The sequence below is a fragment of the Paenibacillus sp. J31R120 genome (assembly GCF_056269225.1).
In genome coordinates this window covers 187,429-212,698 of the sequence record NZ_JBWDNN010000001.1, presented here as the reverse complement: position 1 = coordinate 212,698, position 25,270 = coordinate 187,429, and the positions used below count along the sequence as shown (strand labels likewise).

Genomic DNA, 25,270 nt, shown 5'->3' with positions numbered 1-25,270 from the left:
GTCTCCTCACTTTATCGTTAGTAGTTGTTCATTCATCCTGCAGGTATTCCCGCTTACGGCTGAAGCTCCGAAGCAAGAGCATTCATTGGAACCATGCGCTGCTCGCCCTTCGCCATATCCTTCAGCGCAATCTCGCCGCGTTCCAGCTCATCGTCGCCAAGAATGGCAGTGAACCTTGCGCCGAGACGATCCGCAGATTTAAGCTGAGCTTTCATCTTGCGGCCTTGGTAGTCGCGCTCCGCGCGAATGCCTTGCTGCCTAAGCTGATAGACCAAGCGGGTTACTTCCCGGTCCGCCGTATCGCCAAGCGCTACGATATACACGTCGATTTCATGCAAATTCGGCAGCTCCGTCTGCTGGTGCTCCAGCAAAATAATCGTACGCTCCAGGCCGAGGCCAAGACCGACGCCCGGCTGCTCCGGACCGCCGACATCGGATACGAGGCCGTTATAGCGTCCGCCGCCGCCGATGGTATCGATGGCGCCAATCCCCTCCGCCTTGTATTCGAATGCGGTATGCGTGTAATAATCAAGACCGCGAACCAGTCGATGATTAATCTCATAAGGAATGTCCATATCCGTCAGACACTGCTTCACCTTCTCAAAGTGAGCGCTGCACTCCTCGTCCAGGCTGTCCAGAATGGAAGGGGCCCCTTCGAAATGCGCCTGATCCACTTTGCAATCCAGCACGCGGAGCGGATTGCGGTCGATTCGGGACTGGCAGTCCTTGCACAGCAGCTCGCGCTTCGGATTGAGGAACTCCAGCAGACGCTCGCGGAATGCCGCGCGTACAGCAGGTGTGCCGACGGAATTGATCTCGACGCGGACACCCTTCAGGCCTACTTCGGTGTAGAAGGTGTAGCCAAGCGCGATAACCTCCGCATCTATCGCCGGATCAACTGCACCGATCGCCTCAATGCCGAATTGGTGGAACTGGCGGTAGCGTCCCGCCTGCGCGCGCTCGTAGCGGAACATCGGGCCGATATAATACAGCTTGCTTACATCCGGATCGCCGAACAGCTTGTTCTCCACGTAGGAGCGCACAACGCCAGCTGTTCCTTCGGGACGCAGCGTCAGGCTGCGCTCGCCACGGTCGATAAAGGTATACATCTCCTTCTCGACAATATCCGTTGTTTCTCCAACGCCGCGCTGGAACAATTCTGTGGATTCAAAGAGCGGCGTTCGAATCTCTCTGAAATTAAAGCGGCGGCATATGTCGCGGGCTTTGCCCTCCACGTATTGCCATTTCTCCACCGCGCCTGGCAATATATCCTGCGTTCCGGGCGATTTCTGAAATTTCATGCCTTTCCCTACTTTCTTCATTGATTCGTGACAATCAAAAAAAGCTCCCATCCAATCGGCATCGCCGAAGGGACGAAAGCTTGTGCTTCCGTGGTACCACCCACATTCCGAACGAATCCGCAATACGGTTCGCTCGCTTGCAACGGGTAACGTCCGTCATTCGCAGAGCAGCTACTAGAGGAATTGCCTGACGCCATCATGCGCCATGCTCTCGTTCGCCATCTGTTCTCGGGGAGGTCTTTCATTCAACCGTCATAAGGACGCTTGCAGCCAATTGGCGTCCCTCTCTGTATATTTCGCGAAGAATTACTTTTTCCCGTCATGGAATCCATATATCTTATACTGATTGTTTATTTTACTTGCCGATGGGTGGAAAGTCAAGAACGCCCTTCTGATCTGAAGCGGTCAGAGCGGTTTTCCGTCCGCAAGACAGAAAAAAACCCGCAACAACGTGCAGGTCCAAAGTAAAAGTATATTTTAAAAAAGGGGGTCGAGATCTATTATAGGTCCTGGATGTTAATAGAACGTTAGCGATTGATTACAGTAATATTACAAATTCGAAAACGCTTTTATCGCGCACGTCTCACATCCGGTTGCCCGAGCGCCCCGCATGCAGCGGTCTGCCTTCCCATTCCTCAGCCGCTTCCATATCCGCATCCAGCTCCGCTGCGATCCTGACTTCACGCAGGTCCGGATTGATTAACGCACTCGCTATTCGTTCCATGGCTTGCTCTTTCCTCGACTGATGCATGACAGACATTCCTCCAACATCGGTATCTCGCATGAGCGGCCAGCTTCGATGCCAACCTTCATGCCGTCTACCTTTATTGTTGCCTGTCTGTCCAATCTTAAGCGCCGCTCTCCAAAATTAACGTCACCGGTCCGTCATTGGTCAACTGCACGTCCATCATGGCGCCGAACCTCCCCGTCTCTACACGCAGACCCAGCTCCCGAAGCGCATCGTTAAACGCGTTATACAGCGTCTCTGCTTGGTCGGGACGCGCGGCAGCCATAAAGTTAGGCCTTCTGCCCTTACGGGAATCTCCGTACAGCGTGAACTGGGATACGGACAGAATAGAGCCGCCGACATCCGTAACCGAAAGATTCATCTTCTCCGATTCATCCTCGAAGATTCTAAGTCCCGCTACCTTATCCGCCATCCAGCGCGCGTCCGCCAATGTATCCTCATGCGTAATGCCGACCAGCAGCACCAGTCCGAAATCGATGGAGCCCGTCACTTCACCTTCCACCGTCACTTTTGCCGCTTTGCTTCGTTGTGCCACGACTTTCAATGCCTTATCTCCTTTATTGCATAATGCGCTGTACAGAGTAGATATCCTGCACACGCTTGATCTTCTCCACAACGGAAGACAAATGGTCTACGTTGCGGATCAGCACCGTCATATGAATAAGCGCCATCTTGTTCTTGACGGAACGTCCCGTCACAGCGGATATATTCGTCTTGCTCTCCGACACTGCATGCAGCACCTCATTCAAGAGGCCTCTGCGATCATGGCCGGTAATCTCGATATCAACGCTGTAGTTCGCTTCCACCGACTCTTCCCATTCCACTTCTATGACGCGTTCCGCTTCTTCTCCGTCCATGCCAAATGGAATGTTGAGACAGTCCATGCGGTGAACCGATACGCCGCGGCCGCGTGTAATATAGCCGACGATCGCGTCTCCCGGAACGGGGTTGCAGCAACGTGCGAAGCGTACGAGCAAATTGTCCACGCCCTTGACCGTGACGCCATGATTCGGGCGTCCCTTCTTGCCTGAGGCCGCTTTAATTTCCTTCTTCTCATTCGTAAGCTCAATTTGGTTCGCTTCTTCCGCTTCGCGGCGCATTTTCTCCGTCAATTTGGTGCAGATCTGAGCCGCCGTAATACCGCCGAATCCAATGGCCGACATCATATCCTCAATATCATTGAACGTGAATTTGCCCGCCGCTTCCTGAAGCTTGTCGTCCGTCATCCATGCAGACGGCTCAAGGCCAAGACGCTTCAGCTCCCGCTCCAGCAGATCGCGTCCCTTGGCGACATTCTCCTCGCGCTTCTCCTTCTTGAACCATTGCCTGATCTTGCTCCGGGCATGTGACGATTGCGCGATCTTCACCCAGTCCTGGCTTGGTCCGTACGAATGCTTAGACGTCAGAATCTCGACGATATCGCCGGTCTTCAGCTTATGATCAAGCGGCACGATCCGGCCGTTCACCTTCGCGCCTATTGTCCGGTTGCCTACTTCCGTATGAATGCGGTAAGCAAAATCAAGCGGGACTGATCCGGCAGGCAGCTCGATCACTTCGCCGCTTGGCGTGAATACGAAGACTAGGTCGGCGAAGAAGTCCATCTTAAGCGACTCCATGAACTCCGCCGCATCGCGCGTTTCATTCTGGAGCTCCAGAATTTCGCGGAACCATGACATTTTGTCTTCAAAGTTGCCGTCAGGCACAACCATGCCTTCTTTATACGCCCAGTGGGCGGCGATCCCGTACTCCGACGTACGGTGCATCTCCCACGTACGGATCTGCACTTCGGTCGGCTCTCCGTTCGGCCCAATCACCGTCGTATGCAAGGATTGATACATATTCGCCTTCGGCATGGCGATATAATCCTTGAACCTGCCCGGCATCGGCTTCCATAGCGTATGAATAATGCCAAGCGTTGCGTAACAATCCTTAATATTATCCACGATAATCCGAATCGCCATCAGATCATAAATCTCATTAAACTGTTTGTTGCGACTCGTCATTTTTTTGTAAATGCTGTATAGATGCTTTGGTCGGCCGGAAATATCGCCTTCGATGCCCATTTCCTCCAGCTTCTCGCTAATGCGGGATATGACATCGTCGATGAACTGCTCCCGCTCCGCCCGCTTCTTCTTCATCAGATTGGCAATACGGTAATATTGCTGCGGATTGAGATAACGAAGCGCGATATCCTCCATTTCCCACTTGATGGCGGAGATGCCGAGCCTGTGCGCGATCGGGCAAAATATCTCCAGCGTCTCGTAAGCGATTCTGCGCTGAGACTCTTCCGACTGATATTTCAGCGTACGCATATTATGAAGGCGGTCTGCAAGCTTAATCAGAATAACGCGAATGTCCTGTGCCATTGCGACGAACATTTTGCGGTAATTCTCATTTTGCTGCTCTTCCTTGGATTGAAACCTGATTTTCTCGAGCTTGGTCAGTCCGTCCACCAGCATGGCACAGGTTTCGCCAAATTTCGCGCGGACGGTCCCCAAATCCACCGTCGTATCTTCCACGACATCGTGAAGAAGCGCTGCGATAATCGACAGCACGTCCATGCCCATATCCACCAATATGTCGGCGACCGTAACAGGATGCAAAATATACGGCTCTCCTGATTTCCGCACTTGTCCATGATGGGCTTGCTCAGCGAAATCATAGGCTTCCTTGATGCGTATGAGATCCTGCTCTTTCATATAGACGGATGCCTTCTCAAGTAACTGCTCTATGCCCATGAAACGTCCCTTTCCAAGCGTACGGGTTAACGCCATCGTATTCTCATATGATATGCCGCTGCGGCACGATCCGAGTTTTCTAATATTATGCCTTTAAGTGAGCGGTTACGTCAACTTCCTGCGGAATAAAATCGACGTCTTATGACGCCCGCGACATAGTCCAGTATCACCCGATAGAAAAAATCGCCCCGGATGGCGTATCGTCCGAAGACGAGTCCATGTCGGGGCGCATTCATCAGCCCGCTCTCGCGGCCTTTAGTGACAATCATCTTATTCGTAGGTCATCAGGGAGAATACGTCTACGCCGTTCAGCTTCTCGCGTCCGTTCAGGTAGGCAAGCTCGATCAGGAAGGCAGCGCCAACCACTTCTCCGCCAAGCTGGCGAATCAGATTCATCGACGTTGCGATCGTGCCGCCTGTAGCCAGCAAATCATCCGCAATGAGAACGCGCTGTCCAGGCGAGATTGCATCTTTATGCATCGCTAGTTGGTCCTTGCCATACTCCAGGTCATAGCTTGCTGTAATCGTCTCGCCCGGCAGCTTGCCGCTCTTGCGAATCGGTGCAAAACCAACGCCTAGAGCCAGCGCAAGCGGAGCGCCTACGACGAAACCGCGCGCTTCTGGGCCGGCAATAACGTCGATTTTCAGATGCTCGACAGCTGTGCGCATCTCTTCGATAACGGCACGATAAGCTGCTCCGTCCTTCAGCAGCGTCGTAATATCTTTAAAGCGGATTCCCGGTTGCGGGAAGTCCGGAATAACTCGAATGTAATCCTTGAAATTGTATGATGCCTTCGACACGAATGGTCAACCCTTTCTTCTACACACTTGTTTAATTGAGAATGTTTTATGCGAGATCATGAAGATGATCATGCTGCTCCTTCGCGGCACGATAACGTTCCGAAGAGGCAAGCTCTCGCTTCTCCGGCGCTGCGGCTGCGACGTAAGCGCCATCATGACGTCCGACAAACTTTAATTCCTCGAATACGTCAAGCATAAGCTGAACAGCTTCCACAGTCAAGCCGACCTGACCCGCAATTCGCATGGCAAGTCCTTGCTCTGGAGCCCTTCTTGTTTGGCGCAGCCACTGGTATACTTGACCGAATTGCTCTCTGCTTGGAAAACTCGCCAGCGGCGCTGGCATATAATGCAAATCATGCACTTGCAGCTGCGGCTTGCGCTGATTGTTCCACTCATTAATCGACAGCTCGCCTACGATGTCCAGCCGGCTGCCTGCCGGCACGGTGGAAGCCATCTCACCCATGCCAAAGCCGATCGCATCCAGCAGCTTGCGTCCGCCGCCAAGCGCCAGCTTGAGGTGCTTGGACTCCTTGCCGATCGCACGCCGGTCTGCAAGCTGGATATCCCGGAACATGATACGCGGGGACGGATTGCCAATGCCGAACGGCTCTAGAAGCGCCAGCTGGCTAATGGTATCAAGCGTTGCATCCTCCAGGCTGCATGCCATATCCACCAGCGTCTTCGGTATCCAATGCTCTGGCGTCAGCCATTGCTTCGCGAGCTCCGACATTCGCTGCTCCAGCTGCTCCAGATTATCCCGATGCAAGCTCATGCCAGCCGCAGCCTGGTGTCCTCCATAGTGGTCCATCAAAGATTCACATTCCGTAAGGGCCGCATGGAGATCGAAGCCTTCGATCGAACGAGCTGAACCTTTGCACATGCCGGTCTCCGCATCGATTCCCAAAATAATGACCGGACGATAATGCCGCTCCAGCAGCTTGGAAGCGACAATGCCAATGACGCCGACATTCCAGCTCTCCCCGCTTAACACAATAACCGACGGCGGATCGATGCCTATCTCCTCGGCGGCAAGCCGCTTCGTCAGCCACTGCTCTTCCGCTTCCTTCACAATCGACTCGACGATTCGCTGGCGCTCCTTGTTCAATGTATCCAATTGGATCGCCGACAGAATCGCTTCATCGTATACAGGAGTTGTAAGCAGCTCGACGGCCTTCTTCGCATGATCCAGCCTGCCTGCAGCATTGATGCGCGGCGCCATCCCGAATGCGATGCCTGTGGAGACGATCGTCTGAAGCTCGATACCTGTCGCTTCCGCCAAGGCCCGGAAGCCCGTTCCTGGCTCCTTGCGCATGCGTTCCAATCCGTATCGAACCAGGATTCTGTTCTCATCCGCCAGCGGCATCAGATCGGCAATCGTGCCGAGACTGACGATATCCGCCCACTCCAGCGGCGGCCTCGCAAGCAACGCACTCGCCAGCTTGAAGGCAACGCCAACGCCGGCCAGCCCCTTGAACGGATATCCGCAATGCGCTTGCTTCGGATTCACCACGGCGCAGGCTTGCGGCAATTGCTCCGGCGGCTCATGATGATCGGTTACGACCACGTCGACACCTAGCGATTTGGCATATTCAATTTCATCATACGCGCTAATGCCGGTATCGACCGTAACGATTAGTTTAACCCCTTCATTCGCGGCCAAAGCTATGGCATTTTTGTTCAGTCCATAGCCTTCCAGCGCCCGATGAGGTATGTAATAGTCAAAATTCAGTTCCATAGCCCGGAAAACATGGATAAGCAGCGACGTGCTAGACACGCCATCTGCATCATAATCCCCGTAAATACGAATTTTCTCTTGATTGTCTCCTGCTAGCCGAATGCGCTTAACCGCTTCCTCCATCCCGCTCAACAAATACGGGTCATGAAGTCTGCTCTCGTCTCCATAGAGGAATATTCGAGCACTCTCCTCGTCACGGTAACCCCGCTGCACGAGCAAGCGAGCAACAAGAGGAGGAAGGTTCAGCCCCTTGCTCAACTTCCCGGCTGCACCTTCCCCCGACTCTTCCCACTCCGCAAGAGCCCAGCGTGTCTTTCTATGAATCATCAGGTTCTCACTCCTTCCTGCTGTCCGATAACGGCTATTGCAGCAGTGTCGGCATCTGCTCCTGATTTGGATCGTGATTGGATTTGTACGGATACCCTGGATCATAAGGCTCTACATAGATGGACACTTCCGTCAAATGATGGAACCTGTGCATGAGCAGCGTTCGAACCCTTTTGGCAATCTCCTGGCCTTCCAATACCGTAATGCGGGGATTGACGCTGATGATGATTTCCGCCACCACGTAATGCCCATGCTCTCTGGCGCGTATGGACTGTACCGTTACGACACCTTCCACACGCTGTACCACCTGCATCAGCTCATCCGCATTTTCGTCCCGATCCGCATCCTTGTGATTTCTTCGTGCGCCCCGAAACAGAACGTCCAGCACGTTGTCCCATATACGAGCTCTGCCCCGGGTCGTCTTATTCCCATCTCGCGGTCTGGTTGACATTTGAACCTCCTGAAAGGTTTTGCGAAGCAAAACCTGACTTCGTAAGCATAAGCTTAGGTTTTACGGAGTAAAACCTGACTTCGTAAGCATTCTATTCATCTATACAAATCGCACTTGCTTCATGATTAAGGTGTCGGTTTGGCAGCAACCTTTGGCTTGTGCTTTTGGTTGCGCTTGAACAGATACCACAGCGGGCTCGCTACGAAAATCGTGGAGTACGCGCCGCTGATAAGACCAACCAATAGCGCAAAGGAGAACATTTTGATCGAAGGGCTGCCCCAGATGAAAATACATACCGTCACGATGACAACCGTCAACACCGTATACAAGTTCCGGGCCATCGTCTGCCAAATACTAGCGTTTACGATTTCAGCAAGCTGAGTCTCGTTTTTAACCGATGCAAAACGCATGTTCTCACGAATACGGTCGAAAATAACGATTTTATCGTTAATGGAATAACCAAGCGTCGTCAGAACTGCAGCAATAAACGGCAGGTCTACCTCAAAACGGAAGATGGAGAATACCGCTATAACGATAAAGCTGTCATACAAGATAGAGATATTCGCGGCAAGCGCGAAACGCCACTCGAAACGGATCATGACATACAGCATAATGCCCAAGCTTGCAATCAGGATCGCCCAGATTGTCTTAATGCCCATCTCGCGGGCAATATCCGGGGAGACGACGTTTACTTCCGTATCGATATCTTCACCAAACTTTGCTTTTAAAGCAGCCGAAACCTTATTGGACTCATCCTGATCAAGAACATCGCTGAAGCGGATCGAGATCCGGTCGTTGTTCTGTCCGCCAATGGTAGGCGCTAAATCCTCATACCCCAAAGATTTCAAAACTTCATTGACCTCTTGCTGAGATACAGCCTTTGTTGTAGCTACGTCCATATTTGAACCTGCTTTAAAATCAATACCCAGATTCAATTGAAAGAACACCAGCGACAATATGCCGATGATCGTCAATGCAAGAGAAGACAATAAAAACTTATTGCGATTTTTTACGACATCATAGCGAATTTTCGTATCAAAGTTCACGAATTTCACTCTCCTTCACGCCATAGTAGCCCGGCTTCATGAACTTGTTGCTTCGAACGAGAAGCGTCAGCAAGAAACGAGCAAGGAAAATATTCGTGACAATACTCACCAAAATACTGAAAATCATCGTCAAAGCAAAGCCTTTGATTGCGCCGTCGCCAATATAATAAAGCACGACGCTGGCAATGATACTCGTAATATTGGCGTCCATAATCGTACGGAAAGAGTTTTTGGAGCCTGTCTTAAGCGATGACAGCATGCTCTTGCCGGTGCGAATTTCTTCTTTGATTCTCTCCGCTGTAATGATATTGGCATCTACAGCCATACCAACACCAAGCACGAATGCCGCAATACCAGGAAGCGTAAGCGTAGCGTTCATTAAATTTTGTACGAGCAAAAGCAGCCATGCGTACGTAATAATAGTAATCGCAGCGACAAAACCCGGTACCCGGAAAATAACGACCATAAATACAAGAACAATCAAAGAGCCGATAATACCGGCTGTAACCGTATCTTTAAGGGATTCCATACCAAGCTTCGCGCCTACGCTTTGCGTATATTTAGCTTCAAGCTTGAGGGGCAAAGAACCCATATTGATCAAATCACGCAATTCTCTCGCTTTGTCGGACGTCGATCCGCGCATTTCGATCACAGCATTTTTACTTGCAATAACCTGATTCACCCCTGGATTAGAGATTAGCTCTTCATCCAAGTAAATAGCCATCGTCTGTCCAACCAATTTGCCAGTCACTTCTTCAAACTTCTTGGCGTCTTTCAGTTCGATCGTAACCATAGGCTGATTCATATTATCAAAGGCTACTCCAGCAGCGTTTTCTACGAAATCCGTACCTGTCAGCATAATTGTGCCATCCGGCGCACGGAACGTCAGGTTGATAGGCTTGGACAACATTTTAAGCACTTCATCGTCCTCGCTGTTGATGCCAGGGAGCTTCACGCGAATGCGGTTTTTGCCCTCCGTCGTAATCTCAGGCTCTACCAATCCCGTATCGTCGATCCTCTTCTGCAAGCTTTGAGCCGTTTTCTTCAACGTTTCAGGCGTTACAGCGGAACCACCCTCGAACGGTACAGCTTCGTACAACACCTCGTAACCGCCCTTTAAATCTAGCCCAAGCTTGACGCCATCGATAACCCACGGGCTTGTTGCGGCCATTGCCGCAAACCCGACGACCACGATAGCAAGGAAGGCAATTATTCTCTTCCCGAACATACGTCTGAATCCCCCTTATGATCTCAATATTCCCATTATACAGATGCGGCAAAAACGAGTCAAAAAAAGAAAGGCCCCGCCACTAGAACGGGTTACCCTTGAAAGCGCTAAGCGTCATGAAATTCATGAATTGCGTAATCTTGAGCGATAAAATATCATTCACCAACTGATGCAGCTCCGGCTGGCCTGTCTTCGCGTATTTGGCGCTGACGCAGTCCCAAATCTCCTTGCCGTCCACATGCTCGTAGCCGATCAGCCGGAATTCCTCCGCTTTGCTATGGCATAATTCCTCAATCACAGCGTCCAATTCCTCATTTGCTTCTGCCATATGCTGCACCTCCTCGTTCACATTGCTGTCCCTTGTATATATTCGATCATGCCCGCCATTCTCCTGCATCCGTTGGAAGATGGGTCAAATTGACTGACATGGAAGAGGACATGCCGAGCATAAAGTGTTAGTACATGCATGTCCGTGCGCTTAAGCGCCCATGAGGCGTTACCTTGAATGAGAAGAGGTCTCCGCTATGACGAAGCAATCCTTTATCAAGGGTGCGATGATTCTGCTCGCAGCAGGCATCGTGAACCGTCTGCTCGGTTTCGTGCCGAGAATCGCTTTGCCCCGCATCATTGGAGCGGAGGGAGTTGGTCTGTATCAGCTGGCCTATCCTTTCCTCATTGTATTGCTGACCATTATAACCGGCGGTATCCCGTTGGCTATCGCTAAGTGGATCGCGGAAGCGGAGTCACTAGGCGATACGCGCCGTGTGAAGCATATTTTTCGAACGGCCATGATCCTGACGATTTCTATTGCGGTTGTGCTGACGATCGGGATGCTGCTATTCGCTCCGTTTATTATCCGTCATATCCTCCCGGACACCAGGGTGTATCGAGCCTTCCTTATGATGACGCCCATGCTGCTCATCGTCGGAGTGTCTTCCGTGTTTCGAGGTTACTTCCAAGGCAAGCAGAATATGATTCCAAGCGCAGTATCCCAGCTGGCTGAGACGATTGTCCGTATAATCGGCTCCCTGTTCTTAGCTTATTTATTCCTCCCGATGGGACTGGAGTGGGCAGCAGCTGGCGCTATGCTTGGCGTTGTAGCCGGAGAGATCGGCGGGCTGCTTGTTCTTCTGTGGAAATATGTACGCGAAAAAAAGAAGGCAGCCGCAGCAAGCGAGCTCCCTTCCATGCCGCCCAGCCGCACGAAACCTCCTATTCTTCGCAAGCTGCTCGGACTGTCTATTCCAGTAACCGGCAGCAAGCTGGTGGGGTCCTTATCCTATTTGCTTGAATCCATCTTCACCGCTCGCAGTCTGGCTGCCGCTGGCATCGTAACCGGTGTGGCTACCGCTCAATACGGCGCCCTGCAGGGTATGATTATTCCGCTGTTGCTGCTTCCTACCGCTTTGACCTATTCACTTGCCGTCTCGCTTGTGCCTTCGCTATCCGAAGCTGCCGCGCGGGGAGACAAAGCGTTGATTCAGAAGAGACTTCACCAGTCGATGCGTATCGCACTGGTATCCGGCGCTCCGTTCGTTGTCGTCATGGGCTTGTTTGCGGAGCCGTTATGCCGGCTGATCTATGATCATCCCGAATACTCGCCGATGCTTCAGCTCTTGAGCCTGGCCGGCATCTTCATCTACCTGCAAGCCCCGCTGCAGGCGGCTCTGCAAGCGCTGAACAAACCAGGAACCGCCCTGATGAATACCTTCATCGGGGCGGCAGTCAAGCTTGTATTGATTGTCCAATTGGCGTCCAAGCCTGAGCTTGGCATCTATGGAGCGATCATTGCCATCAGCGTCAACATCGTATTGGTCACGATTCTTCATGGCATTAGCGTCATGCGATTCATCGGATTCCGAATGAACGTTATGGACTTCCTGAAGGTCGGTGCTGCCATGACCATCATGGGTGCAGCCGCTCAGTGGACGATGAACCATTTTGTGCTATCCGCCGAATGGCTGGGCATGATCTTTGCTTGTCTGGTGAGCGCCATCATTTATATGCTGCTCATGATCTGGATGCGCATCATTGACCGCTATGATATGGCGCGAATTCCATGGCTAGGCGTATGGTTCAAGTAATTTTTTTCTGATTGACATCTACAAACAGCTTCCCTTTATGGTCGATCGTACATAAAAAAACATCCTTGAAATCGGTCACTTTCTGATCCTGCAGCACATTTTTCAGCCAAAAGCGCGTCTTTTCGATTTTCCCCAAATTTTCATCCTGCACTTTGCCATCCATGATGAGCGGAATCGGCAGTATTTCATACCGGAACCCGGGAGGAATGATTTTCTCCCTTCCTCTTGGCAGAGGGGTGTGGCTGGATGTTTCAACATTAATATCTGGCGTCTCTGTACTTTGTACCGAATCCGCTTCCTCTGCCCCATCCTTCGGGATAACAGACAGCTTGCCGCTTGTCTCCAGAATGGCGAATTCTACATCCGCAACCGATGTTATTTTATTTTCTCGGAGCTGCAGCATGAGATCATCCAGGTTATAACGCTGTTTGCGCATCACTTCCCGGTTGATTTTACCTTTTGCGATGATGACGCTTGGCTTGCCATCGAATAGCAAGCGCATCTTGCGATTGTTCATCGATATCATGGCTGTACTGACCTGTATAAGCAATAACATCACCATCGGGACAATACCATCCCACATGGATCGTTCGGTATCCTCTATAACGATTACCGCGATTTCCGCCACCATTACCGATATGACCAGATCAAGCACGGACAGCTTGCCAATTTCCCGCTTGCCCATAAAACGCATGATCAAAAACACGACGAAATAAATAACCGTCGTCCGGATTAAAAGGCTCCAGATTTCCAAGTAAGCGCCTCCTCGAAAGTACCATACTGGCTGCTTGACCAGCTGTAACGTTGTACAGCTATTCTCACCCCGCCAATCGCTCATCATACGAATAAACACACACGAATTAATGGCAATGATGCAACTCATTAGGCAAATATTGATCCTAAGGACCTGTACTATTTCCGCATGCTTGGCCATAAGGTTAAGTAATACGCGAATATCGGATAGGAGGAATAGGATGAATTCCGTCAAGCAAGCTCCCAAACCGCCGATTATCGGCTCGCCTGTGCTCGCCGGCGTCGTCTTTTCAATTATTTGGCTAGCTGCAGGCGCATTGCTGCTCTCCCTGATGCTTCACTTCTCCAGCATGAAGGAAAGCAATCTGGGCACTTACTCACTGCTCGTTCACAGCGTCTCTGCTTTGGCAGGCGGTCTAACTTCCGGCAAGCGATCGGAGCGCAAAGGCTGGTACAACGGCGGCTTGCTCGGTCTGATCTACGGTGTAATCGTCATGATTGTCAGCTTCCTGGCGGCTAATGCCGCCCCGTCATGGAACAGTGCGCTTATCCTGGGAGCCGCATTGCTGGCAGGTGCGCTAGGCGGCATCGTCGGTGTCAACCTGCGCAAATGAGGACACTTCTATCGTGGACTTACGAAGAGAAGCAGTCTTAAGGTTTGCTTAGCAAACCCGCCTCATAAGAATTTGGTAGGTTTTATCGCCAAATAGAGCTTGTAGATCTGGCAATCTCGAAATCTGACATTTCTATTGTGATAAAAGAAATGGCCGACAAACCATAAGGTCTGTCGGCCATTCTATGTATGCAATCATTTATTCCGTTGCAGCTGCTGGTGCAGTGCTAACAATCGTGTTAACTGCACTGCGCTCGAACGTCATCTTTGTCGTATCGTTGACACGAACAACAACTGTGTCATCCGTCAATTCTACAACAGTGCCGTGCAATCCGCCGATCGTCGTAATCTTATCGCCCTTTTTAATTTGATTTAGCATGGCTGAACGCTGCTTTTGCTTCTTCTGTTGCGGACGGATAAGCAAGAAATAGAATACGGCGAACATCAGAATGAAAGGCCAGATCAGCCCCCAAATACCACCTGCATTACCACCTGCTTCGGTTGCCAGAAACATCAAAATTCACCCCTTTCAAAATCCTTTGTCGTTATCATGAAGGCCGTAAGCATCGAAGAAGGAATCCCTGAAGTCTAGCAGCCTATCCTCCATGATAGCTTGACGAACGTCCCGCATGAGCTGCAAAAGGAAATGCAAATTATGATACGTCGTTAATCGCATGCCGAACGTTTCATCCGCTTTCAGCAAATGCCGTATGTAAGCACGGGAATAGTTCTGGCATGTATAGCAGGAGCAATTCGGATCCAGCGGCCCGAAATCCTCCGCGAACTTGGCGTTGCGTATGACGAGTCGCCCTCCGCTTGTCATGGTTGTCCCGTTTCTTGCGATTCGGGTTGGCAGCACGCAGTCGAACATGTCGACTCCGCGGATAGCCCCCTCAACCAATGCATCAGGAGATCCGACGCCCATCAAGTAACGCGGCTTGTTCGCCGGCAATTCAGGCACCGTATAATCAAGCACCTCATACATCAGATGCTTAGGCTCGCCAACGCTCAGTCCACCAATAGCATACCCCGGGAAATCCATGGAAGTCAAATCTTTAGCGCTCTGAATGCGCAAGTCTTTGTGCATGCCCCCCTGAACGATTGCGAACAAGGCTTGATCGTGAGGTCTTGCATGAGCTTTCAAGCAACGCTCGGCCCAACGGGTTGTTCTTTCTGTCGATTGCTTGATATATTCATACTCTGCCGGATAAGGCGGACATTCATCAAAGGCCATCATAATATCCGGACCAAGCGCGTTCTCAATCTCCATGACTACTTCCGGGGAAAGGAACAGCTTGTCGCCATTCAGATGGGAGCGGAAATGCACGCCTTCCTCGGTAATCTTGCGCATTTCGCTCAAGCTGAAAACTTGGAATCCGCCGCTGTCTGTCAGAATCGGGCGATCCCAATTCATGAACTTATGAAGGCCGCCTGCGCGCTTAATCAAGTCATGTCCCGGTCTGAGGAATAAATGATACGTATTGCTTAAAATAATTTGAGCGTCCATCGCCTTCAGCTCTTCCGGACTCATCGTCTTGACGGTTGCCTGAGTGCCTACCGGCATAAAGGTCGGTGTCTCAATAATGCCATGAGGCGTGTGTACGCGTCCAAGACGCGCTCCGGATTGCTTGCATTGTTTAATTAATTCGTATTTTACAGCCACGTTGTCACGTTCCATTCTTCTTATTTAATAAATAAACATCGCGTCTCCAAAACTGAAGAAGCGGTACCTTTGTTCGATTGCTTCGCCATATGCCTTCATAATCGCATCTCTGCCGGCAATCGCGCTCACCAGCATCACCAGTGTCGACTTCGGCAGATGGAAATTTGTCAGCAGTGCATTTACAAGCTTGAAGCTATACCCCGGATAAATAAATATAGAAGTCCAGCCGCTGCAAGCTTGCAGCTCCTCGTCACCGAATCTGTCCGCAAGCGTCTCCAGCGTCCGGGCTGATGTCGTTCCGACAGCTACAATCCGTCGGTCGCTTCTCTTGGCTTCATTCAGAAGTTCGGCATTGGCTTCATCCAGCTCATAATATTCCGAATGCATCTCATGCTCTTCCACCGTATCGACTGACATCGGCCGGAAGGTCCCAAGGCCAACATGCAGCGTGACATAGACGAGCTTGACCCCTTTTTCCTCCAGCTTCCGAAGGAAGTCTTCCGTGAAATGCAGGCCAGCCGTCGGAGCGGCGGCGGAGCCTTCATGACGAGAATAGACCGTCTGATAACGTTCGCGTTCATCCAGACGTTCCTTAATATAAGGAGGCAGCGGCATCTCTCCCAGCCGATCAAGCAGCTCCTGGAAGATGCCCTCATAGCGAAATTGGATTACCCGCGCTCCCATATCTCCTTCCGACAACACCTCCGCTTCCATTAACGGTTCGCCATTGCCATCGTCGCCGAAGACGATTACCGCCCCGGCCCTGAGCCTCTTACCGGGCTTGACCAGAGCTTCCCAGCGATCCTCTCCCAGCTGCTTGAGCAGAAGCAGCTCGGCTTTGGCCCCGGTATCCTTCTTGCTGCCAAGCAGCCTCGCCGGAATTACTCTCGTATTGTTCAAGACAAGCACATCGCCTGCCTGCAGCTTCGCTTCCAAATCCGTAAATATGCCGTGCTCGGTCACTCCCGTCTCCTTATTCACCATAAGCAGCCTGGATGCCGTACGGTCCTGCAGCGGAGTCTGTGCAATCAGCTCCTCCGGCAGGTCAAAATCAAACCAATCTACATTCATCTCTTAACCTTCATTCCTTGGCTATCGTAATGCCCTTATAATAGTATTTCAAAATATATTGATAGTCATACCCTTGCTGGGCCAGACTTAACGCGCCGTATTGCGACATGCCCACGCCGTGGCCGAAGCCCGTGCCGGTAAAGCTGAAGCCCGGATTTTTGGTTGCTGCGCGAATATCTCCGTCGCCATCCAAAACATACATATAATCTTGGCCATAGGAGGTTGATTTGCCGTCCGCTCCTATGACATACACTTGCCTGGAGCTCTCCGTCTTGGTCGATTGTGCGCCGCCGGCGCCTTGAATAACGACCTTGCCCGTTTCCTCTACATTGAACAGCGTGCTAGGCAGAGACTCGCCTACGCCAAAAGTCGATCGAATGGAGTCCGGCGAGGAAAGCGTGAGCTTGGTTCCGTTCACCGTCATCTCAATTGCTCGGCCAGAAATGCCGCGAGCGCTAATTTCCACCGACGTGACCGTACCCGTCAGCTTGGGATTCACACGCGCATTAATCGTCGTTAACAGCTCATCACCCGTGAAGGGTCCTCTTGTCCAGCTCATCGGATTGGATTGGATCACCTGCTCCAGCTCGATGACTCTGGCCCCTTTTTGCAGCTGGGCTACAACCGGGATTGAATCCTGAATGACAGGATGGCGGCGAATATTCGTGCCGTCTGTGGTCAATTCCAGGATGCGGCTGCCTGCCGCTGTCTTCTGACCGGTATCCTTCACCAGATCCTCACGAATATACCCCACCTGCCCGCTTGGCAGAACGATGCGATGCCAGCTTTGCAAGCCTGTCTCCGCCGAAGTGTCCGGACTGGACACGGATTGCAGATAAGGAATTTCGTTTTTCCATACATCCCTCGCATCTGAAGTCTTCCCGCCGCCATTGGAGGAGAATACCGCTTCGATGACTTTCCCGTTATAGAGCGCCACCTCGCCTTTGGTCGCTTCAACCGCTTCCGTGGACGATGGCTTCTCCACGCCTGTTCCATAATAAGCTTGGCTTAATGTCGTATCGACGACATGGGCGATCTGGAAGCCGAAGCCTTTGTTCAAGGCGTAGGACCTTGCCGCTACCGCTTGTGCCTTAAGCGCTTCGATCGGCCAGGATGTGTACATCTCTACCGCCACAACGGAATACAAATACTGTTCAAAGGGAAGCTCATTGATGACGGTCAGCTTGCCATTGAACGCGCTAAGCTCGAAGCTTCCGCGATACGTTCGGTTGCTGCGCTCCGTCAACCCGATCGGCTGAGCGCCGCCAGGTGCTGCCCATACTTTGATCTCGCTCGCCGGGAAGGCATACAGCTCAAGAGCCGAATCCGACTTGCCGCTGACCGAATGATCAGCGCGAATCAGCATGTAAGGCGAGGCTGTGTCCATTGGCTTCAAGGACGCGCCGTTGGGTGCCTTCATGGCTGCCGCCTGAAGGTTCTTCAGCTCATCCGCCGTAGATGCGCCGCCGACCATAACCGAATAGACGGCGCCCTTCTCTCCTGCTCTTACCGCCACATATGCATCCAGGCCGGCGCCGCCGAACGACGCAGCCATCGCTTGCGCCGCAGCCTTGCTCTCCAAGGCTGATGATTCCAAGCGCAGCGGTCCATGTTGTGCCGGCTTATAGCCGCCAAGCAAGCTTGTCAGCTTCGCATCCGCATTCCAGCGGCCAAGCGCAGTTGCAGATTCCTGTGCTGAGGCGTAAGTCCCCTCGAACACCTGATACTGTGTGCCTCCGTTTTTGGGAACCGATGTGATATAGCCCATACCTCTTAAGGATTGGACATGCTGATAGACAGCCCATGCATTCGCAAAGTTCGCCGTCTCGACCAGCTTAACTTTATAATCGTCCACGGCAAAGCGCACGCTTCTGTTCGCCTCTACGTTGAACCATTCTTTAATGCCCGAAGGCTCTCGCGTGCCAATCTTGATTCCACCAGCGGACTGTAAGGTGGCCGCAGCCGTCATCGACTCATATTTGCCCGGCAATTGAAGGAACATCGCAACTCTGATCGTATCTAGCGCGGGGACCGCAGCCCGTGTAGGCTGGACCGACAAGGTCGATACCAGCACCAGCAGCGCAGCAGTCGCCAGAGACAGTCTTTTCCATGAAGCTTTAAACGTCATTCTGTTCTCCTCTCTCATACCGCTTAATTTCGTTTCGGCACAGGCAAGCCCAGATGGGTATAAGCGCTGTCCGTCGCAATCCTTCCTCTCGGCGTACGCTGCAAGAATCCGATTTGCATCAAATACGGCTCGTATACATCCTCGATCGTTTGGCTTTCTTCCCCGATCGTCGCCGCAATCGTGTCCAACCCGACTGGTCTGCCCGAGAAGGTCGTCATCATGGCATGCAGCATTTTATGATCGATATGGTCTAGTCCCATGGGATCTACTTGAAGCAATTCAAGCGCAGAGCGGGCGATGTCATGTGTAATGACGCCGTCTCCCCTCACCTGGGCAAAGTCTCTGACCCGCTTCAGCAGCCGATTGGCGATCCGCGGCGTCCCTCTGGAGCGCATCGCAATCTCCGCCGCGGCTTCTCCGACAATCGATACATCCAAAATCTCGGACGCGCGCGATACGATAAACGCCAGCTCATCCACCGTATAGAACTCCAGACGGCTTACAACCCCGAAGCGATCCCGCAGCGGCGCCGACAATAGTCCGGCTCTCGTCGTCGCGCCGATCAGCGTGAACGGCTGCAGATCGAGTCTTACCGAGCGGGCGCTCGGACCTTTGCCGATCATAATATCCAGCGCAAAATCCTCCATAGCGGGATAAAGCACTTCCTCTACGGTCCGGTGAAGCCGATGAATCTCATCGATGAACAGGACGTCTCCCTCCTGCAAATTCGTCAGCAGAGCAGCCAGGTCGCCAGGCCTTTCAATCGCGGGTCCAGACGTCGTTCTGAGGTTAACCCCCAGTTCATTGGCGATAATATTCGAAAGCGTCGTCTTGCCCAGTCCCGGAGGACCGTAAAGCAAGACATGATCCAGCGCTTCCTTCCTCATCTTGGCGGCTTCAATGTAAATGGTCAGGTTTTCCTTAACCTTTGACTGTCCGATATATTCGGCCAGATACCGCGGACGCAAGCTTAGCTCAACGGCTTGGTCTTCCATCATCAGGTTGGCGGAAATAATTCGATCATCCATCGCTTGCTGTTACCTCCTTCTTCCGTTACCCTTTGAACAATTGCTGCAAGGCCCGCTTCATAAGCGAGTCCACAGTGTCATCCGCTTTCACGCTATCCTGCAATCCATTCCAGGCCTTATCCAGCTCTGCGGCTGTATAGCCAAGCGCGGCCAGCCCCTCCCGGGCTTCCTTCCACGCCGTGCCTGCTCCTTGACCGTCGGCATCGCCTGCAAGCTCGGCTCCGAATCCGGCAGCGGTAAGCAAGCCTCCCTCCGGAACAGCAAAGAGCAGCTTGTCCTTAAGGTCCAGTATCATGCGCTGTGCCGTCTTCTTGCCAATGCCAGGCAGCTTGGTCAGCAGACCTATGTTCTCCTGCTGGATCGCCGAAACGACGGACTCCGGCTTGCCCGCAGACAATACCCCCAGCGCTACTCTTGGACCAATGCCCGATACATCCAGCAGCTTGCGAAACAGCGTCTGCTGCTCTCTCGACTCGAAACCGAACAGCAGAATGGCATCCTCGCGCACATGATGGTGAATAAAGACCGTCACAGCTTCATCCTTGGCTGCAAAGGCATAAGGATTGGGGACGAACACTCGATAACCGATATCCCTGACATCCATTACAATATATTCTGCTTCAATATGTACAACCGGCCCGCGCAAATAGTCGATCACGACCGCTTCACCTCGTTTATTTTCTGTGTCATGACAGCAGAGTGCGCGTGGCAGATTGCCACGGCAAGCGCATCCGCTACGTCGTCAGGCTTCGGAATAGCCGACAGCTTGAGGAACATCTTCACCATTTCCTGCACCTGCCTCTTCTCCGCCTTGCCATATCCGACGACCGACTGCTTCACTTGCAGCGGCGTATATTCCGCAACCGGCAACCCTCTCTGCGCGGCTGCCAATATGATCACGCCCCGCGCCTGGCCAACCGCAAACGCTGTCGTCACGTTGCGATTGAAGAACAGCTTCTCCACCGCGACGGCATCCGGCTTGTACCTGTCCATAAGCGCACTGGCTGACTCGTAAATTTGGACAAGCCTCTCCTCCGGCGGCGTATGCGCTTCTGTCGTAATGGCGCCGTACTGCACAGGCGTGAGCTTATGTCCTGCTTTGTCTATAAATCCGAAACCCGCAATCGCAATACCCGGGTCAATTCCTAAAACGCGCAATTCGCCAACTCCCTACCAACCTATCAAACTAAATAAGACCTGTATATTATTATAGCAAAACTTGCCGTGAATGAGAACGGACGTTTGATGTTTCTAATGAGTGATTACAGATTAAGAGTCTAGCCCACCAAATATAGACGCAACAAAAAACCTCTCTTCGCCAATCTCTAGAGAGGTTGTATTCTGTGGCAACGCCGCTTTTGCAGAGCTTGTCCGCTAATAAGCTTCTTTCATTGCTCTTTCGTCACGCTGAACAGCATAGTCGCTGAACGTCGACAATACACTGTTGTATTCATCGATATCATTAACCCGAATACCTTGATTTAGCAGATCCAGCTGCCGCTGAGGCAAGCTGCTCTCCATATAATGAATATCCAATTGAAAGAAGGTTCGCATCACCTTTTCTTCTTTTGGCATGCCGTCGAATAGGGAGAAATTCCCTCGCTTATCTACACCGAAATGCGCATGCTCCCGGCAATAATCCGAGATGTCCTCAATGCGGTGCACCAGCATCACCGTTTCATTATCCTTTTGCAGCACCGCGTTCCATTCTGGATGATCCGACAGCAGCATCACGACCTCATGGGAGCTCAATTGTCCGATCGGCTCGGTTTCTTCTCCGCACACGTAAATGCGCTGCAGAACAACAGGAACGGCTTCTTTCCGTTTTTTCAAATACGGTATAATGGACGGCCCCATATTCATATATGCCGATTTCATCTCTATGTCTTGTTCGGCTTGTGAAATCCCCCATCTACCGTCCATTGCATGCGCCGATACAGGCATTACGGCAGTTGAAACGATCAGAATCCAGCATATGAGCCCGCCTAACGTCCAGAGCGGTCTGCGGTTTCTGCGCAGCCTTCGTTTCAATTGCTTCCACAGGCTGAATGTCATCATGAGGAAGCCCCCTTTATTACGTTTTCCGATAGTCTGCTCCAAAGTTGTATAATTATTCAAATGAAGTAGCGGATAGCAAAAAACCAAACCGATCGGTTGCTTCCTGATCGGTTTGGCTGTATTTCTAATATGCAGTTTGCCGCTTCGAATTAAATGATCAGCTTAATGCTGCTAACGATTCAGCCACGGCCGGCTGCCGTTTTTTCTTTTCTTTTTGCTGCTGGGAGCAACGGTGCGAATGACCGCTTTTTTGCCTTTTTTGCGCGGCTTGCCGGATGCGGAATTTGTTTTGCCGGTCGTGCCCGTCAACTCATCCTCCCGCTTCCCTCCACAACCGCAATCATCCTTTGATTTGCCTGCAGGCCCTACAGGCGCAGCGTTGTTCGCCCATCCGGGATACGGATAGCCGCTTGGGTAGCTGTTCAAGTAGGCGTTTGGGTTGCTATTCGGATAGCTGTTTGGATATCCGGCATATCCCGGCGGCGGGTACATAGCGGACAGAGCATGCGTGCTAGAGTATGGCGAAATGCCCGCGTTCGACGCGTTGGACATCGGCGAGAACATACCTGCGTTCGGTGCATCCGACATCGGTGAGATCATGCCTGTATTTGGCGCATTCGACATTGGTGAGATCATGCCTGCATTAGGTGCATTGGACATTGGCGAGATCATGCCTGCATTAGGGCCAAAGCTTGACGGGGATAAAGCTGTATTTTCGCCCATTCCATAATAGGAAGGATTACCGCCATGGCCCCAGTCAGGACCTGCCCCGTATGGCATAATGGATGAATTCGGATAGCTGGACATGAACGTTCCCGGCGGACAATCGTAAGGATACATCGGTTGTGTCTCCGAATATGGCGCCAGATTGGGCTCGGCATTTACACTGTAAGGCATGACGCTGTTCGGCATGGCATAGGGCTGAACATTCGGAGCATTGGCTTCCGGATAGTTCGGCAGGTCGTAAAGCGACATGACGTCAGAGGCCGGCATGCCGTATTGTTGGAACAGGTCGATGCTTTCCATATACTCGGAATTAGATGCTTGAATTTTCTTCTCTACCGGCTTTTCAATAGGCAGCGGTTTTTTACCGGCGTATGGCATCACTTTGGTCACAGGCGCATTGGACAATGGACCGATATTGGTATTTGGACCAGCATTGGACGACAATGGCGCAATATTACCCGTGGATAGTGGCGCGATGTTCGATGACATAGGACCCATGTTGCCCATGGATAGAGGTGCTACATTCGAAGACAGCGGACCTACGTTGCCACCAGACAGTGGCGCGATGTTCGATGACATCGGGCCCATGTTGCCCATGGACAGCGGCGCAATGTTCGATGACATCGGGCCCATGTTGCCCATGGACTGCGGCGCAATGTTCGATGACATCGGGCCCATGTTGCCCATGGACAGCGGTGCGATGTTCGATGACATCGGGCCCATGTTGCCCATGGACTCCGGCGCGTAGTTCGATGACATCGGGCCTACGTTGCCCATGGACTGCGGCGCGTAGTTCGATGACATCGGGCCCATGTTACCCATGGACAGCGGTGCAATGTTCGATGACATCGGGCCTACGTTGCCCATAGACTGCGGCGCGTAGTTCGATGACATCGGGCCCATGTTGCCCATGGACTCCGGCGCGTAGTTCGATGACATCGGGCCTACGTTGCCCATGGACTGTGGCGCGTAGTTCGATGACATCGGGCCTACGTTGCCCATAGACTGCGGCGCTATGTTCGATGACATAGGGCTCATGTTGCCCATGGACAGAGGTGCTACATTCGAGGATAACGGCGCAACCTTACCAGTACCTAACGGTGCTACTTTACCAGTGCCTAACGGCGCAGCTTTACCAGTACCTAACGGTGCCGCTTTTGAAGCCAGAGGAGCTACTTTTCCAGTAGCCATAGGCGCAATGTTACTGTTTGGCGCCATATTCGACGACAGCGGAGCAATATTACTGTTTGCAAGCGGTGCGACATTACTGCTTGCAAGTGGTGCGATATTGCTATTCGCAAGCGGTGCGATATTGTTTTCGGCTAAAGGACTTACATTAGATGATAATGGAGCTACTTTTCCAGTAGAGAGTGGCTCTTGTTTTTTCGCTGCAAGCGGTTCTATCTTCGTGGCCAGCGGCTCAACCTTCTTGGATGCCAGAGGCTCTACTTTTGTTGCGAGCGGCTCTACTTTCTTAGCAAGCGGCTCGACCTTTTTCTCTGCGACTGGCTCGACTTTTTTCTCTGCAACTGGCTCGACTTTGGCGGCAGGCGGCTTAGGAGCTGGCGCTGGCGGTACGGGAGAGACGATTGGAGCCGTCGGTTTTTTCTCCGTCACAGGAGCGGTATTTTTCTTCTCCGTGGTAAGGCCTGTGAACGTTTTGCCGACTACCGACGGGGCAGTAGACAATTTGCCTACAATGCCCTGAACGCCTTGCATAAGGGAAGACGGATGAAGCGGATGCGTTGGCGTTTTGCCGCCAGTGCTTTGTTGAGTCACGGTCGGCACCTGCGCATCGGCTTTAGGTATGTTTACAACTTCTCCTGTCAGAAGCACGTTTGGGTTTTTGAGATGCGGGTTCGCATGAATCATCGTGGCCAGCGGAACACCCCAAGCCTTGGATAGCTTCCAAAGCGTATCTCCTTGTTTGACGACATGCTGATGCATGATATCCATTCCACTCACTCCATTCTGTGCAGTAGGGGTCGATGGAATCTTCAGCTTAGTACCTACCTCCAGCATATCCGGATTGGTTATGCCCGGATTGAGCTTCAAAATTTCTTCGAGCGGCACATTATACTTCTGACCGATAAAGTATAAGGTATCGCCACTTTTGACCATATGGATTCTCACTCGCCGATGACCTCCTGTCACGTTCTGAATAACTTGGCAAGGCTAATGCCCGTTATCAATCTCTACATCCTATGCAGATCATGGGCTGGTGTCTCCACTTTCTTGAAAAAATTAGTCTCGCGGCATAAGGAGACAGTTGGTAAGTTGAACGGACGAGAGTAAGTAGATGGGATGGTCTTATTTGAGCAAAAAGTGCGGTTTATGCCTGATTCAGGTCGGTTGAAGCGACTTGGAGATCGTAGTAGTAGGGATACAGCATTTACTTGAACCAGCCAAATGAAGAGAATCACATCGCTATATAACCCTAATTTGCCAAAAGCGCAGAGTGTTCGGAAACAGTGCTGCCAAGCAACACTAAATTGCTGAAAACGATGGAATGGGAAAAACAACGTCGCCTCACACCACTAAATCTCAGAAGTCACAGTAATTCCCGAAATAGCGTTGCAAGACATCACTAAATTGCTGAAAACGATGGAATGGGGAAAACAACTTCGCCTCACATCACTAAATCTCAGAAGTCACAATAATGTCCGAAATAGCGTTGCAAGACATCACTAAATGGCTGAAGACGGTGGAATGTAGAAAACAACGACGCCTCACACTACTAAAACTCAGAAGTCACAGTAATTCCCGAAATA

Annotated in this window: 22 protein-coding genes; 2 read left to right on the top strand and 20 right to left on the bottom strand. The window is 51.8% G+C overall.

Annotation, left to right across the window (positions count from 1 at the left end):
- Positions 1–53: 53 nt before the first annotated feature.
- The 10 genes from hisS to AC0YNW_RS00925 all read right to left on the bottom strand — a co-directional run bounded on the left by hisS (position 54) and on the right by AC0YNW_RS00925 (position 10,703).
- Positions 54–1,301: a histidine--tRNA ligase gene (hisS, locus tag AC0YNW_RS00970; RefSeq protein ID WP_387472656.1), complete on the bottom strand. Its 1,248-nt coding sequence runs from the start codon at positions 1,299–1,301 to the stop codon at positions 54–56.
- Between the two features lie 583 nt (positions 1,302–1,884).
- A complete protein-coding gene (locus AC0YNW_RS00965; protein WP_387472658.1) occupies positions 1,885–2,052 on the bottom strand; it encodes a hypothetical protein in 168 nt (55 codons plus the stop codon).
- 97 nt (positions 2,053–2,149) lie between these two features.
- Positions 2,150–2,593, bottom strand: a complete 444-nt coding sequence (gene dtd / locus AC0YNW_RS00960) for a D-aminoacyl-tRNA deacylase (RefSeq protein ID WP_475830402.1) — start codon at positions 2,591–2,593, stop codon at positions 2,150–2,152.
- 13 nt (positions 2,594–2,606) lie between these two features.
- Positions 2,607–4,787 carry a RelA/SpoT family protein gene (locus AC0YNW_RS00955; RefSeq protein WP_387472880.1) on the bottom strand — a complete coding sequence of 727 codons (2,181 nt, stop codon included), beginning with the start codon at positions 4,785–4,787 and terminating at the stop codon, positions 2,607–2,609.
- Between the two features lie 270 nt (positions 4,788–5,057).
- Entirely contained in the window at positions 5,058–5,588 is a 531-nt protein-coding gene (locus AC0YNW_RS00950; RefSeq protein ID WP_387472662.1) for an adenine phosphoribosyltransferase, read from the bottom strand.
- A 46-nt stretch (positions 5,589–5,634) separates the two neighbouring features.
- Positions 5,635–7,650, bottom strand: coding sequence for a single-stranded-DNA-specific exonuclease RecJ (gene recJ, locus AC0YNW_RS00945; protein ID WP_475830401.1), 2,016 nt, complete (start codon positions 7,648–7,650; stop codon positions 5,635–5,637).
- A 34-nt stretch (positions 7,651–7,684) separates the two neighbouring features.
- Positions 7,685–8,101 carry a cation transporter dimerization domain-containing protein gene (locus tag AC0YNW_RS00940; RefSeq protein WP_387472666.1) on the bottom strand — a complete coding sequence of 139 codons (417 nt, stop codon included), beginning with the start codon at positions 8,099–8,101 and terminating at the stop codon, positions 7,685–7,687.
- Between the two features lie 125 nt (positions 8,102–8,226).
- On the bottom strand, positions 8,227–9,147 hold the full coding sequence (gene secF / locus AC0YNW_RS00935) for a protein translocase subunit SecF (protein ID WP_475830400.1): 921 nt from the start codon (positions 9,145–9,147) through the stop codon (positions 8,227–8,229).
- Positions 9,137–10,375: a protein translocase subunit SecD gene (gene secD, locus AC0YNW_RS00930; protein WP_475830399.1), complete on the bottom strand. Its 1,239-nt coding sequence runs from the start codon at positions 10,373–10,375 to the stop codon at positions 9,137–9,139. Before secD ends, secF begins: the two co-directional genes overlap by 11 nt.
- Positions 10,376–10,457: 82 nt before the next feature.
- Complete coding sequence (locus AC0YNW_RS00925) at positions 10,458–10,703, bottom strand: post-transcriptional regulator (protein WP_475830398.1); 246 nt, start codon at positions 10,701–10,703, stop codon at positions 10,458–10,460.
- Between the two features lie 196 nt (positions 10,704–10,899).
- Between AC0YNW_RS00925 and spoVB the strand changes: the two genes are divergently transcribed.
- On the top strand, positions 10,900–12,459 hold the full coding sequence (gene spoVB / locus AC0YNW_RS00920) for a stage V sporulation protein B (RefSeq protein WP_387472674.1): 1,560 nt from the start codon (positions 10,900–10,902) through the stop codon (positions 12,457–12,459).
- On the opposite strand, the gene AC0YNW_RS00915 is transcribed toward spoVB, so the two are convergent.
- On the bottom strand, positions 12,452–13,213 hold the full coding sequence (locus tag AC0YNW_RS00915) for a YetF domain-containing protein (RefSeq protein WP_387472676.1): 762 nt from the start codon (positions 13,211–13,213) through the stop codon (positions 12,452–12,454). The two genes, spoVB and AC0YNW_RS00915, sit on opposite strands and share 8 nt — an antisense overlap.
- A 220-nt stretch (positions 13,214–13,433) precedes the next feature.
- On the opposite strand from AC0YNW_RS00915, the gene AC0YNW_RS00910 reads away from it, so the two are divergent.
- The gene (locus AC0YNW_RS00910) at positions 13,434–13,826 is read left to right on the top strand and encodes a TIGR04086 family membrane protein (protein WP_475830397.1); all 393 of its coding nucleotides are present in this window, start codon (positions 13,434–13,436) and stop codon (positions 13,824–13,826) included.
- A 198-nt stretch (positions 13,827–14,024) separates the two neighbouring features.
- On the opposite strand, the gene yajC is transcribed toward AC0YNW_RS00910, so the two are convergent.
- The 9 genes from yajC to AC0YNW_RS00865 form a co-directional block, all read right to left on the bottom strand.
- On the bottom strand, positions 14,025–14,339 hold the full coding sequence (gene yajC, locus AC0YNW_RS00905) for a preprotein translocase subunit YajC (RefSeq protein WP_387472680.1): 315 nt from the start codon (positions 14,337–14,339) through the stop codon (positions 14,025–14,027).
- A 15-nt stretch (positions 14,340–14,354) separates the two neighbouring features.
- Positions 14,355–15,503, bottom strand: a complete 1,149-nt coding sequence (gene tgt, locus AC0YNW_RS00900; protein WP_387472682.1) for a tRNA guanosine(34) transglycosylase Tgt — start codon at positions 15,501–15,503, stop codon at positions 14,355–14,357.
- 9 nt (positions 15,504–15,512) lie between these two features.
- Positions 15,513–16,559 carry a tRNA preQ1(34) S-adenosylmethionine ribosyltransferase-isomerase QueA gene (queA, locus tag AC0YNW_RS00895; RefSeq protein ID WP_475830396.1) on the bottom strand — a complete coding sequence of 349 codons (1,047 nt, stop codon included), beginning with the start codon at positions 16,557–16,559 and terminating at the stop codon, positions 15,513–15,515.
- A 10-nt stretch (positions 16,560–16,569) separates the two neighbouring features.
- The gene (locus AC0YNW_RS00890) at positions 16,570–18,687 is read right to left on the bottom strand and encodes a SpoIID/LytB domain-containing protein (protein WP_475830395.1); all 2,118 of its coding nucleotides are present in this window, start codon (positions 18,685–18,687) and stop codon (positions 16,570–16,572) included.
- 23 nt (positions 18,688–18,710) lie between these two features.
- Positions 18,711–19,715: a Holliday junction branch migration DNA helicase RuvB gene (gene ruvB / locus AC0YNW_RS00885; protein ID WP_387472688.1), complete on the bottom strand. Its 1,005-nt coding sequence runs from the start codon at positions 19,713–19,715 to the stop codon at positions 18,711–18,713.
- A 25-nt stretch (positions 19,716–19,740) separates the two neighbouring features.
- Positions 19,741–20,373, bottom strand: coding sequence for a Holliday junction branch migration protein RuvA (ruvA, locus tag AC0YNW_RS00880; RefSeq protein ID WP_387472690.1), 633 nt, complete (start codon positions 20,371–20,373; stop codon positions 19,741–19,743).
- Complete coding sequence (ruvC, locus tag AC0YNW_RS00875) at positions 20,370–20,873, bottom strand: crossover junction endodeoxyribonuclease RuvC (protein WP_475830394.1); 504 nt, start codon at positions 20,871–20,873, stop codon at positions 20,370–20,372. The genes ruvA and ruvC overlap by 4 nt, the downstream gene beginning before the upstream one ends.
- A gap of 216 nt (positions 20,874–21,089) precedes the next feature.
- A complete protein-coding gene (locus AC0YNW_RS00870) occupies positions 21,090–21,773 on the bottom strand; it encodes a BofC C-terminal domain-containing protein (protein ID WP_475830393.1) in 684 nt (227 codons plus the stop codon).
- A gap of 171 nt (positions 21,774–21,944) precedes the next feature.
- On the bottom strand, positions 21,945–24,632 hold the full coding sequence (locus AC0YNW_RS00865; RefSeq protein ID WP_475830392.1) for a LysM peptidoglycan-binding domain-containing protein: 2,688 nt from the start codon (positions 24,630–24,632) through the stop codon (positions 21,945–21,947).
- Positions 24,633–25,270 lie beyond the last annotated feature (638 nt).